At 69.1% G+C, this 13,238-nt stretch carries 6 protein-coding genes and 2 pseudogenes; 3 read left to right on the forward strand and 5 right to left on the reverse strand.

Annotated elements, in window-relative coordinates; translation table 11 throughout:
- Positions 1-23: 23 nt before the first annotated feature.
- Positions 24-1,502 carry an MFS transporter gene (locus tag ACFWPQ_RS35535; RefSeq protein ID WP_384044136.1) on the reverse strand — a complete coding sequence of 493 codons (1,479 nt, stop codon included), beginning with the start codon at positions 1,500-1,502 and terminating at the stop codon, positions 24-26.
- Between the two features lie 99 nt (positions 1,503-1,601).
- Between ACFWPQ_RS35535 and ACFWPQ_RS35540 the strand changes: the two genes are divergently transcribed.
- The gene (locus ACFWPQ_RS35540) at positions 1,602-2,120 is read left to right on the forward strand and encodes a MarR family winged helix-turn-helix transcriptional regulator (protein ID WP_384044139.1); all 519 of its coding nucleotides are present in this window, start codon (positions 1,602-1,604) and stop codon (positions 2,118-2,120) included.
- Between the two features lie 651 nt (positions 2,121-2,771).
- Here the strand turns inward: ACFWPQ_RS35540 and ACFWPQ_RS35545 are convergent.
- Positions 2,772-4,529: pseudogene (locus ACFWPQ_RS35545) on the reverse strand (TerD family protein); the annotation flags it as partial.
- Here ACFWPQ_RS35545 and ACFWPQ_RS35550 point away from each other — a divergent pair.
- Positions 4,527-4,631, forward strand: a pseudogene (locus ACFWPQ_RS35550) (transposase); the annotation flags it as partial. The pseudogenes ACFWPQ_RS35545 and ACFWPQ_RS35550 overlap by 3 nt on opposite strands.
- A 194-nt stretch (positions 4,632-4,825) precedes the next feature.
- Here ACFWPQ_RS35550 and ACFWPQ_RS35555 read toward each other — a convergent pair.
- From ACFWPQ_RS35555 to ACFWPQ_RS35565, 3 genes are all read right to left on the reverse strand, one after another.
- Positions 4,826-5,785, reverse strand: a complete 960-nt coding sequence (locus tag ACFWPQ_RS35555) for a hypothetical protein (RefSeq protein ID WP_384044142.1) — start codon at positions 5,783-5,785, stop codon at positions 4,826-4,828.
- Between the two features lies 1 nt (position 5,786).
- Complete coding sequence (locus ACFWPQ_RS35560) at positions 5,787-10,286, reverse strand: AAA domain-containing protein (RefSeq protein ID WP_384044145.1); 4,500 nt, start codon at positions 10,284-10,286, stop codon at positions 5,787-5,789.
- 206 nt (positions 10,287-10,492) lie between these two features.
- Positions 10,493-10,732 (reverse strand): hypothetical protein, encoded by a 240-nt coding sequence (locus ACFWPQ_RS35565; protein WP_384044148.1) that lies wholly within the window; start codon positions 10,730-10,732, stop codon positions 10,493-10,495.
- 73 nt (positions 10,733-10,805) lie between these two features.
- On the opposite strand from ACFWPQ_RS35565, the gene ACFWPQ_RS35570 reads away from it, so the two are divergent.
- Positions 10,806-13,067, forward strand: a complete 2,262-nt coding sequence (locus ACFWPQ_RS35570) for an RHS repeat-associated core domain-containing protein (RefSeq protein ID WP_384044151.1) — start codon at positions 10,806-10,808, stop codon at positions 13,065-13,067.
- Positions 13,068-13,238 lie beyond the last annotated feature (171 nt).

The raw sequence follows: 13,238 nt of genomic DNA on the forward strand, positions 1-13,238 counted from the left end.
GGTCCCTTCCGAGATGCCCGGCCTCAGGCGTCGACGACGGGGGTGGCGGACGCCGCGGCCGGGGAGAAGCGCGGCAGGGCGGCCGCACCGACCGCGAGCAGGGCAACGATGCCCATCTGCACGTACTCGACACCGGCGAAGGCGTGCTGGACGCCGTGCGGTGCCAGGGTCAGATAGAGGGTGCCGAGCGTGGCCACGCCGAGGGCCAGGCCGCTCTGCTGCAGGGTGATCAGCACGCCGCTGCCGATGCCGCCGAGGTGGGTGGGGACGTCGGCGAGGACACTGCGGAACAGGCCGGCGAACAGCATCGACTGACCAGCACCGACGAGGGCGAGCGGCAGTGCCATGGCCCACAGGCTGACGTGCGGCCACTTCACCAGCAGGAGCGCCACCAGTGAGACCAGCCCCGCGAGTTGGACGACGGCGCCGGCGGACAGCGCGGCCCTGCCGAACCGGGTGAGCAGACGCGGGGCGAGCAGGGAACCGGCGAAGAACAGCAGGGCCATCGGCAGGATGGCCAGGCCGCCGTGCAGGGCGTCGGCGTGCAGGCCGTTCTGGACGGTGAGGGCGAAGACGAACATGAACGCGCCGAAGCCGATGCTGAAGGCGAACACCATCGCCAGGCCGCGGGACATCGACGGCAGGCGCAGCAGCGACGGCGGCAGCAGCGGGACCTCGCCGCGCCGCTCGGTGCGCTTCTCCACGGCGTAGGTGGCCGCGCCGAGGACGACCGCGACGGCGATCAGCAGCCAGGTCCACCACGGCCAGCCCAGCGAGTGGCCCTCGGTCAGCGGGACCAGCAGGGCGGTCAGGGTGGCGGCGAACAGCACGGTGCCGGGCAGGTCGATGCCGACCGGGTGGTGCGAGCGGGTGGCGGGCACGACCCGCGCCACCACGCACAGCACCACCACGCCGACGGGCACGTTGACCAGGAAGATCGGCCGCCAGGAGGTACCGGCGATGTCCGCACCGACCAACAGGCCGCCCACCAGCTGTCCCACGACGGCGGCGATACCGGAGGTCGCCCCGTACAGGGCCACCGCACGGGCCTTGCGCTCCCCTTCGAGGACATGGTGGAAGGTCGCCAGCACCTGCGGGATCAGCAGGGCGGCGGTGGCGCCCTGGACGATGCGGGCCCCGATCAGCGTGGCCACACCCGGGGCGAGGCCACAGGCCAGGGACGCCAGCACGAAGCCGACGAGCGCACCGAGGAAGATCCGGCGGCGACCGTAGCGGTCCCCCAACCGGCCGCCGAGGACCAGCAGGGTCGCGTACGCGACGCCGTACCCGGCGATCACCAGCTCCAGCGACGACGCCGAGGCGTGCAACGAGGCGTCGATGCTGGGCAGCGCCACGTTGGTGATGAAGAAGTCCATGATCGGCAGGAAGGCGCCCGCCAGCAGGATGAACACCCCGACCGGGTGCAGGCCGCCCGCGCGGGCCGCGGAACGGGGCGACAGCGTCGCCGTGGCGGCGCGCCCGGAGGTAGTGGTTGTCGTCATGACAGCTCCAGAGAGCGATGAGATTATGTGCTCATAACTATGAGCACATAAGGAGTATGGCCTCATAACCACTTACGGGCAAGCCCGTACCCTGGAGCCGTGACGGAGGACCAGACGCATCAGACGAGCCCGACGGCCGGAACGGACGAGGACCGGAGGTGGGCCGAGCTCGCCGACCTCGTGCTGATCATCAGCCGGGAGATCCAGTTCCGCGGCTATACCGACGAACGGGCCATCCCCCTGTCGCCGTCCGAAGGCATGGTGATGCGCCACCTCCAGCACGACCACGCCGCGCCGCCCAGCCGCATCGCCGCCGCGACCGGGCTGCAGCGCACCAATCTCTCCACCGTCCTGGGCGGCCTGGAGCGCAAGGGCCTCGTCGAACGACGCGCCGACCCCGGTGACGGCCGCGGGGTGACGGTCCACACCACGGAGCGCGGACGCGCCAACTACGCCCTCGTCCGCCGGGAATGGGCCGCGGCCGTCTCCGCGGCCGCCGGCCACGACACCACCCACCTCGACGCGGCCCTCACCCTGCTCTCCGCCATGGAAACGGGGCTGACCAGCACACGGCCACGGACCCGCGCCACCCGTCCGGCGGCACAGTCACACCCCTGACGATCCACTGGATCAGTCGACCACCTCGGCACACGCCCTGCCCCTCGTCCTGCGGCGCGTCGCCAAGTACATCTCCAGTCCGCTCCGGCCAAGGCTCCTCCTCTCGATGCGCTTTCCCTGGGGTTCCAGACCGTGCCGCTTGGCACAGTTGATGACGCGCCGCCACTCTGTGACCTCGCCCTCATCGGGATCGCTCACGATCACGCGCCCTTCGGCCACAAGTCGTTCGACGAGTTCGGTCGCCCTCGCACGTCGCGCACAAGCGACCGGGCGCTCGCTGTGCGGAGTCGGACCAGACGATGACTTTCCGCCTGGCGCGTCCTCTGTCGCACGCTGGCCGCGCGCGGGATGGTCCGGGTGATGGCCGTTCCGGAGATAGAACGTCCCGGCCTCGGTGACCAGTAGATGCGCTTCGTGTCCGCTGCGCCTGACCGTCAACAGTCCCCGGTCACGCAACGCGTAGGCCGACCGCCACTCACCCGGATCCCAGCCTCCGGGATCTTCGGCGAGTCAGCCAAGTAGTGCGCTCTGCCGTTCGTTCAAAGAGGACCAGCGATGCATGAGAGCAGCCCACACCGCTCCGTCGCCCCCTGCAATGACACGGACGGGTGATAGCTCCCTCAGGGCCCGGCCCTCGAAGGGGACAATCGGTCACTCGGCGACGTCGACGCCGTAGCCGCGAGCAAGGTCGGCCAGGCCGTGGTCGTAACCCTGCCCGACGGCACGCAGCCGCCAGCCCTCCCCTCGGCGGTAGAGCTCGGCGAGGATCATGGTGCGCTCGGTGGTGGCGGCGTCGAGGGTGGCCTGGGCTTTCGGGGCCGCGCCGATCCCACAGGTGGCGGTGATCTCGACGGCCCCGACGTCGGAGAAGGTCGCGGCACCGTCGATCGCAGCGGCGATGACGATCCGGTGGATCTCCAGGGGCAGGCGCTCCAGTTCGGCGGTGACGGTCTGTTCCGTCGGACCGTCCGTGGCGAGCCGCAGCGTGCCGTCGGGGTGTTCGGGTGCGCCGTAGAAGACGAAGTCCTCGTCTCCTCGTACCTGTTCGTGGGCGTCGACCGCGAAGGCGACGACGTCCAGGTCGTAGGCGGTCTGCTGACGCCATGTCGCGGCCACTGTCCAGGCCGTTCCGGTGTCGGACAGGTCGATGACCGCCCCCCTGACCAGTGCCGCTGCCGTGCCAGGCCGGTTTTCGGCCGTGCTCTGTGCCGGCGCGGGCATCGGCGTGGTCGTGGGTGCGCGGAGCCAGTCGGCCTCGTGGACACGGAGGCCGAGGGCGGTGATGCGCGTCATGCGCCGGTCCGCTGCGCCACCGGGCAGCACGACGACGTCGGTCACGTTGGCGGAGAGGTTGACCGCCGCGGAGGCTCCGAGGCCGACAGCACGCGCACGTGCCTCTGCGGCCTCTTGGTGGGTGCCTCCCACGACCAGGATTCGGCGCCCGGTGAGCGACTGGTCCTCGCCGGCAGCGGATACGGTCGGTGGGGCTGTCCGCTGTGCCGGCACGCTCGGCGTCGACCCGGGCGGTGCAGTGGGCGGGCGCACGGGAGTCTCCGCCACAGGCCGCTGCCGAGCGGTGCCCTTGGCCTGGCCAGGTTGCACACTCTCCAGCAGCCGCAGATAGGCCGGCTCATCCACGAGCGGGACACCCTCGGTCGCGGCGCGACGCAGTTTCCCGGATGCGGCACGGGGATCGTTGGTGACGACGACGCTGGTCTGACCGCTGACCGAGGTCATCATGTTCAGCCCGGCCGCCACCGAGCGGGCGACCAACTCTTCACGGGAGACCTTGGTGTCCCCGGTGATGGCGACCTTCATGCCCTGTACCAGGAGTCCGCCCGGTTCCAGAGGGCCCGGATTGCGGTACGCGCAGGGTGTCTTGGGGACGTACGGCTTGTAGTTCTGGCGGGGCGGGCAGTCCAGGAGCGGCAGGGACAGGCCCAGGCGCTCGGCCGCGCTCAGCGAGCCGCGCAGGATGCCGGAGAGCACCCGTACGTCGTCCTGCGCGTCGTGGGCCTTCTCCTGGCGCACGCCGTAGTGCGCGGCGAGCGTGCCCAGCTTGAGATCGGGCGTCGCGGGCCCGACCAGGCGGTTGAGGGCCAGCGTGCACAGCCGTCTGCTGACCGGCACCCAGGAACGGACGTGGGCGAACTCGTGGGCCAGGAAGTCGTAGTCGAACTGCGCGTTGTGGGCGACCAGGACGCGCTTGCCGAGCAGCGCCCCCACCTGCGGTGCGATCTCCTCGAAGGTGGGAGCGCCGGCGAGACGGGCCGGGGTGAGGCCGTGGATGTGCACGGGGCCGGGGTCGCAGCCCGGGTTGAGGAGGGTGGAGAACTCCCCCGTCTGACGACCATGTGCGTCCAGCATGAGGATCGCAAGCGAGAGGACTCGGTCCCGGCCGGGTCTCACAAACGCTGGAAGCAACTGACGCGCTGGACCCACCGCCGCGACCGCCTCCCCGACACCTACCGCGCGATCGCCGGCCTCGTCTCCGACCCCACCATTACCTGAAAACAGGCCACGACCAGGCCAAACACGCCTCACCCGCTATCACGCGCCAACTCGTAAGGAAGAGCACGAGCACTGAGGACGCCTCGACGTAACCCGCCTTCAGTCTCAGTGTTCTATGTTCTGCGCGGGCGGAGGAGGCACCGTCAGCCACTCCGCGCTTTCTCCGCCCACGCTGGATCGAGCGCACCCCCGGTTCATGCGCCCGCTGTCGTTCCACCACCCGGATGGCGACGAGCGACAGAGGCCGGTGTTGGGCGTTGTGGGGAGGCATTGGGATTGCGACCACGACCTCGCTCTGCGGGGGCACGCGGAGTAGGCGGAGCGGGAGGCGCTGCTGCCGTCGCCGCGAGATCGTTCAGCGTGGCGTTCACCACCGGCCAGCACATATCGAGCGTGTCGCGGTTCGGTACGTGTCCGGTCCGTTTCTCCGCCAGGGGATGGACGAGATTCCTGTAGTGCCGGACAAGCTCCGAGGCCAGCTTGGCGTCGTGCTCGATCCATTTGTTCTCGTACGCGAACTCCACGAAGTCGTTCAGCCCCATTTTCCCCAACGGCTTGGGCATGCGTACGCCCGCGGCGCGGACCTGCGCGGCATGCGCGAGTACGCCCTCCAGAAGACTGCCCAGCATGATGACCGCCGACGTGTAGGCGCCGTGCTCGTAGCAGGTGCGTGCCTCGTCCAGCCGGAGTTGCACGGTGGCGGCGAGTTCCGGGTCGCTCACGACCTCTGTCACGGAGACCTTCAGCTCGACACGCGCCAGCTGTCGTACTTCGTCCTCGAATCCTGCTTCGCAGCGGACCAGGACCAGTTGGCCTCCCTCCTCGCCGATGCGGCGTCCGTCGAGCACGAGTATCTCGTTGAGCCGCTTCAGCGTGGCCTGGTACTCCTGCTGCTGGTTGTAGTACTCAAGGCGGTTCGCCAGGCGCAGGATGGCGCGCTCGGTCTCGTCCGTGCCGTCCTCCTGACGCTCCTTCAGGAGGTCCTTGGCCCACTTGTGCCTCGGTGTGCCGGCATACTCCGGAACGTCGTCCCAGCCCGCGCGCTGGAAGAACTCGGCTATCTGGTAGCCCTTCCGGTAGAGCAGCGGCGGCTCGTCCCCGCAGATCAGGTGGGCGATCTCGGTCAGTGTGCTGTCGTCGAAGATTTCGGTCACTTCAGGCTCCTTCGAGAGACACGGACGCATCCTCATCGGGCATCGCGTCGAGTTCGTCGGTGGTGGGGTCGGCCTCATCCATCTCGACCGGGGCCCAGCTGCTTCCCGCATCACCCTGGACCTCCTCGGTGACTCCGGGCCGGATGCCGAGAGCGTCGAGGCGCTTCCACAGCGGGGTCAGCGAATCCTCCGGGGACAGGGCGAACTCGCTGCTGCGTATGCGCCAGAACTGCCAGCCGGCCCGGCGCAGTTCGCGCTCCCGCTCGTAGTCCTCGCGGATCTGGTCGGGCGTGGAGTGATACGGACTGCCGTCGCACTCCACGGCGAGGCGGCCCGTCTCTCCGACGACGACGAGGTCGATGCGTTTGCCACTGACCTTCCACTGGGGGACGACGTGGTAGCCGCGTTCCTTGATCCTGCGGAAGACCCGCTGCTCAAAGAGGGACTCGAACGGATCGCACGGCTCGTCGGACGAGACGGCGGACAGGCCGGGAGAGGTGCCTTGGAGTTCCGGCGGCGCCTGCATGTAGGTGAGCAGGGAGTGGCGCAAGTCCCTGCTGTTCAGCTGATCCGGTGTAGCGGAGGTGAACAGCCACATCTGGTCCCTGGCCCGGCTGGCGGCCACGTTGAACCGCCGCCCGTCACCTGGGCCGTTCACGAGCCGTATGTTGTCGGCGTCGACGACCAGCGAGAGCAGGATGACGTCCCGTTCGTCTCCCTGGAACTGTTCGGCCGTGCCGACACGGATGTTGTGCCGGTCCCGGATCGGGGAGTCGATCCGCGTGTCGATGAGGTTCTCCAACAGCCTTGTCTGGAGTCCGGAACGGAGCACGATGACTCCGAAACTCCGTTTCGCGTACGCCTCGTCCTCCGCGAGTTCCAGCAGCTTGGCGACGATGCGTTCGGCCTCGGGCCGGTTGACCAGAGTCTCTCGCCGTCCCTCGCAGTGGCCTTCCTGGACATGGACGACTTCGAGGGGCCGCAGCCGGTCCGCTCCGTACTGGCGCAGCGGCACGAGTTCGTTGTCGGGATAGAACTGGGCGGAGGACCACTTGATGATCTCCGGCATGCACCGGAAGTGCTCGGTGAGCCGGATCGTCTCGCTGAAGCGCGCCGACAGCAGGTCGTAGAGGTTGGACTTGGGGCTGAGCCCGTCCCGCTGCCAGTCGGTGAGATGGGGCAGGAGCGAGTCGAGGAGTTCGTTGAGCCGCTCGTGCTTGCCGCCCGTGTAGAACGGGACACACTGCTTGTCGTCGCCCACGACGATGATCCTCGGGGCAAGCCACAGCAGCATCAGCCCGTCCAGACCGACCTGGCTCGCCTCGTCCACGATGACGACGTCGAAGGCGTCCGGCTCGGGATCGATCATTTCGGCCACCTGCTTGATCGGCATGACCCATGCCGGGACCGCGGCACGCGCGTCACGCATCGCGGAGCGGGCGGCCTTTAGGTGCCGCTTCCCGAGTGCCGTCATGCCCCTGCCCGCGTTCGCCGTGGCCGACGCGTAGGCGCTGAGTGCCTGTTTCTGTCCGGCCGTCATCCGGTCCAGGCAGTGGTACAGCGCCCGGTCGGCAGCCAGTTGGGTTACGGTCCTCCCCAACTGCGTCTCGGCTGCCTGCAGTTCTCCTTCCAGCTTGGCTTCCCTGCCAGGTGCCAGCACCGTGTCCTGGAAGGTGCGCGCTCGCCGCCACGCCCAGGCTCCGTCCAGGTCCATGAGGCGGGTCTCCCAAGCCGTCTCGGCCGGGGACTCGGCGAAACGCCGGGCCAGTTCGGGATGGTCCTCGGACAACCGGTCCAGGAGTTTGCGAGCCTGACGGCGATCGGCCTCCCGGTGGAAGGCCTCGGTCAGCGCGTCGATCGCGGACGTGTACGCCCGCGGATCTCGGAAGGTGACGGCCCGGTGCACCTCCGCCAGTTCGGCCACTCCGCGGGCATCGGGCCGCGGCAGCTGCTCGGCGATGGAACGCAGCCTCTCCTCCACCGCACGGGCGCGGAGCAGTTGTTCCGCACCGTTCGCCGACGTACGGACGTCGTCCCACTGCTGTGCCGTGCGTACGGTGGCCTTGATCCGGGCCTTGAGCAGGACGTCGTGCAGCTCACGCACGGAGTGGGTGAACCCGTCGACCGCGCGGAGCGTCGGCACCCGGTCCAGCAGCTGCGACAGAGCCACCTCCGTGGAGCCCTCGGCCCCCGGCACGCCAACGCTCTGCCAGCGCTCGTTCAGCTGCCGGACGCACTGGCGAGCCGCCAGATGGGCCACCAGAGCGGAGATCTCCTCCGGCGTGCTGGGCTGCCGCCCGTCCACCCGGCAGTCCCGCAAAAGGACTTCGGCTTCCTTCTGCACCGACTTCGGAGCCAGCTTGCGCAGCTTTCCGCCACCGCGCAGGTACTGTTCGAGGTCCTTGCCAGCGGCGATCAGACGCGCTTCTTCGGCAAGCGCCACATCGGGTACGTCGAGCACGGCGAAGGGCAGGTGCTGAAGCACGCTCTGCACATCTGAGGCACGGGCGGACGAGTGGCGTACCCCCTCCCACAACTGCTGTCGCCGGCCTGCCATCCCGTCCTGCAAGGCAGTTGTGGTCCACTCCTCGGGCGGCCAAGCGGCCGGGTCCCCCGGCAGGCCCTCGCTCTGCAGCGCGTGTTCCGCCGCGTCCAGCAGCTCGACCAGCGTCGTGATCAACTCGCTTCCCTGAGCGGCGAGTTCGAGGGCGAGCGGGTCGGACGACGGTCCGGTACAGGCACGCAGAGCGACGTCCAGGGCGTTGACCGCCTCTTCGAACAGCACGGGGGCGACGAAGTCCGCGGGGTCTGGGCAACGGGCGGCATGCTCGTCCAGCACTCCGGCTCCGTGCCGGGACACCAGCCCCAGCAGACGCTGTGCCTCGTCCTGACTCAGCGAAGGTTCTCGGGGTGCCGAGGCGGGCAGGGTGGGCATCCAGTCGTACTTCGGTGCACCGGCAGTGACGGTCTCCACGATCTCCGCGAGCCGCCCCCGGTAACCGGGTGCCACGTCGGGGTGTTCGTACCACTCCGCCTCACGAACAGCGCGGAGTTCGTCACGGAGCCGCGCGCGGGTGTCCAACAGTTCCGAGCGCAGCGCCTCATGGCTCTTGATCCTCGCGTCGAGACGCTCCTTCGACTGGGTGGCACTGAGCTGGGAGAGCGCGCGCACGGATTGTTCCAGGTCGTCGCTGCCGTCCTGGCGCCGGTCGCCCTGGAGGACACAAAGGCTGCGCAGTTCGGCCGGCAGTTGCTGCCGGAGGACCTTCAGCGCCTGGCCCTTCTCGCTCGTCACGAGCACCCGCTTGCCGTCTGCCAGCAAGGCACAAACCAGGTTGGCGATGGTGTGCGTCTTTCCGGTGCCGGGCGGTCCCTGGACGACGACGCCCGTATCGGTCTGAAGGCGCCTCAGTACATCCCGCTGGGCTTCGTTCGACAGCAGCGGGAACAGCGGGTCGGGGCCGAGCGCGGGCGGCACGTCAGGACCCCCCGCCGTACCCCACAGCCTGCGGTCCTCCGCTTCCAGCTGGTACAGCAACTGCGCAAGACCCAGGGGAGCGACGGCACCGGGCTGGGCGAGGCGGTTCGCTATGCCGTCGTAGAAGTTCACGAGGGCGCCCTGGCCCCGCTGGCGGAGAATGATCGCCGGCGCGAACCCGAGCGTGGGCACCGGCAGCATCGGGTCGGCGGACGGGCGGCCCCAGCCACGGTGGAACGCCGCCGCGCGATCGGTGCCGAACGCCCTCTCCGACCAGTCGGCGAGCACGTCCTGGCAGTCACGGGACAACGGATGGAATCCGTCCGCGTCGACACGGTCCCGCAGCGGGCTCAGCAGACGGGTGCTGTAGCCCTCGTCAGCGCCGAGGAACTCGCCGTCTTCCAGCCGCGCGGGATCTCCGGGTGCGACTGCGACGGTGATGGACATGTCCGCCGAATTCACAGTGAGAACCAGCGGCGCCGTCAGAATGTGCCGAGCGATACGCGCGGACGGACGTGCGGCCCCGATGGTCAGGAATCCGGCACCCAGTACCGCCTCGTATTCCTCGCCGTCCTGCTGAACCCTGGTCGCCATTCGGTACAGCTGCTGATGGAGTTCCCGGTAGGGCCGGTCGACACGCTCTTTTTCCGACCACTTGCGCCACGCGTCGAGCCATCGCCCGTAGGCGCGCAGCACGTCGTGCGCGTCCTCCCGGCGGATCTCGAAGACCTCGAACAGGTCTCCGTTCTCGTCCTCCTGCCAGCCCTGGCCCGGTCCCGACTCGGCCAGCGGCGGGGCTTCTGGCGTCGCGGTGGCGGCGGCCTCGGGATCGACCCACCCCGCCAGCACCTCGGGCAGGACAGGAGCCGGGCGCGGCGGGCGGTGGGCCACCTTGAGCAGCGTCCGGTCGCTGTCGGGGCGTTGCCGGAGCTTGTCGTCCGGCAGCCCGGAGAGCCAGAGAACCTCCGGATATTTCTGCCAGTCCCGCACCGGCTTGTACGACCCGCGAACAATTTCGCGCATGTATTCGATGAGTTGGCGCGTTCGGTGGACCGACTCTGGATCATTCGCACGGAGTGCAGAGTGAAGAGACATCTATCCCCCCAGATCATGGCTCGACAGAAAGCCTTCCAGGATGCGGGAGAGAAGCGGCGCCCTCAACAGGGACCGGCGGGTAATGACGTGAACAGGCCACATTCCGCGAAAGTTGGCTGTAACCCGGCCAACCGTCAAGAGCGAATCCACGTACGGCGATCACGCGCCGCCTCATACACCGCCTCGACCTTGTCCGGTCGCCAGTCAGCCTTGAGGTGCTTGAGCGCAGCTATGTCGCGCTCCTGAAGGACACGCACGTCCCAGAGTGACGGCACGACCTGAAGCCGCGCCACCGCGACGAAGGCGAGCACCGGCTGAACCTCGACGGGAAAGCCGCAAAACACCGACAACGTCGGCCTGCTGGCGGCCACCACGTACGGCGCCGACGGCGGACTGCCGGCCGAGACCGTCGGCTACGGCTACAACCTCGAAGGCGGCCTGGTCAGCATGGGCTCGCCCAGCCGGCCGTATGTCGCCACGGTCAACTACAGCCCGCTCGGAGAAGTCCTCCAGACCACCGTCGGCACCCCGTCCAAGCAGCTGCGTACCGCGCAGACCTACGACCAGGCGACCGGGCGACTGGCCACCAACCGGGTCACCCTCCAGACCAACACAGCCAACCCGATCTCGGACACCACCTACGGCTACGACCAGGCCGGCAACATCACCGCGGTCTCCGACGTCCGCTCCAGCGGCGGCGCAGACCGGTCCGCCGATACCCAGTGCTTCGCCTACGACGCGCAGGACCGGTTGACCACGGCCTGGACGGACACCAAGGGCCTCACCCAGGCCACCGCGGGCCAGCTCGCCCGATGCGCCACGTCGGCCCCGTCCCCCTCGACCGTCGGCGGACCGGCCCCGTACTGGACGGACTGGCAGTTCAACCAGCTCGGTGACCGCACCCAGCAGGTCGCGCACGACGTCACCGGCAACACGGCCAAGGACACCACCCAGACGCTCGCCTACCCGGGCGCCGGCACAACTCCCGCCAAGCGGCCAAACGCGGTCTCCACCGTCACCACCCGCAACCCCACCACCGGCACCTCCGTATTGACCCCGGAGTACGACGACGCGGGCAACACCAAGACCCGGACCACCACCGGAGCCCGACCGGGGAGTCAGGGGATCGAGTACAACGACGAGGGCCTGACCTCCGCCACCACCACCGACGGCAAGAAGACCGGCTACCTCTACGACGCCGATGGCCAGTTGCTGATCCAGCGCGGCCCGGGCGGCAACACGCTCTACCTCTTCGGCGGCAACGAGCAGCTCAGCCTCGACACCGCCACCAAGACCGTGACCGGACTGCGCTACTACTGCTCTCCGGACGGCACCATGACGGTCCGCTCCAGCAAGGGCGGCATCAGCTACCAGCCGACCACCCCGCAGGGCACTGCCCAGCTCCAGGTGGACGGCAGCACGCTGGCCATCACCCGGCGCGCCTTCGACCCCTACGGCAACCCGCGCGGCGCCGTTCCGACCGGGTGGGCCGACAACCACGGCTACCTGGGCAAGCCCGCCGACGCCAACTCCGGCCTGAGCCTCCTCGGAGCACGGAACTACGACCCGGTCAACGGCCGCTTCCTGTCGGTCGACCCGGTCTTCGAGAACGACGACCCGAACCAGATGGGCGGCTACGGCTACGCGGCCGGAAACCCTGTCTCCGGTAGCGACCCCAACGGCCTGGCCTGGTACTCGGACTGGGGCGGCGCGGTCGGCAGCTTCTTCTGCGGTGTGGGCGACAGCGTCGTCGGCGACCCGTGGCAGTGGAGCGTCAACACCCTCTCCGACGGGTGGAACGGGTTCGCCGGCATCGTCAACGGCGACAACCAGTATTTCAACGGCTGGACCGGGTACTCGAACGAGACCCCGTTCCAGCTCGGCCACACCGGTTACGTCGACGACCACCCGCTGGGCAACCTCTTCGGCGTCGACACCGGCTCGACCTCCTACGTCGCCGGCCAGTGGACCGGCGTGGTCGGCACCTTCGCCGCCGACGGCTACGGCGCCTACAAGGCGGTCAGCGGCGGAATCAAGGCCGTCAAGGCGGTCAAGGCCGCCATGTCGGAGGGCGAGGACCTCGTAGGGGCGGTCAAGGGACTCCTCTCCGGCGACCTGCCTACCACCACCCCGGCCGACCCGGCGCCCACCACGCCCAAGGCCGGCGACGCGCCGTCGACGCCGAAATCCGGCACCGGCAAGGGCGGCAAGGAGCCGGGGGGCAGCGGGAAATCCGGCGCCCGGAGCGGGGACGAGCCGAGCCCGGGGTCTGAGCCGAAGCAGGGCAACGCCTATCGCAGCAAGCCGGACAAGAAGCCGAACGAGTACCCGCAGGGACCGGTGGTGAGCCTCGGCAGGCTCAAGGAGACGCTGGCCCGGGCGGGTTACCCCTCCGAGTGGGACAAGTACGATGTCGTTCACAAAGAGCGGATCATCGATCAGAACACGGGTGGCCTGGCCGAGGGGAACAGCCCGCACTCTTTGGGCCCTGCACCCAAGTACAGCGACCGCCCCCATCTCGGCCGGAACGGTCTGCCGATCATCGAGATCTCAAACAAGGGCCTGCGGAGCATCAAGGAAGCCGTGGTGACATTCTTCCACGAGACGTACCACCAATACCGCATGGCCGGCTTCGGGGACACCGGAACCGAAGAGGATGCCGAGGACTTCGGCCAGATGATGTGGCGCAGGATATCCGGATCCGAATGATGTCCTGACCGGTCGGGGGGGGGGCGGGGCCCGCCCCCCCGCCCCCCCGCCCGGGGGGGGGGGGGGGGGGGGGGGGGGGGGGTTGGCCGCCGTAGGGACCCTGACCCCCCTGGCCGCCGTACGGGCCGTAGGGACCGGCCTGCGGCGAGGGCTGTTGCCACGACTGCTGGG

The sequence above is a fragment of the Streptomyces sp. NPDC058464 genome, from assembly GCF_042721035.1.
Classification (GTDB): Bacteria; Actinomycetota; Actinomycetes; order Streptomycetales; family Streptomycetaceae; genus Streptomyces.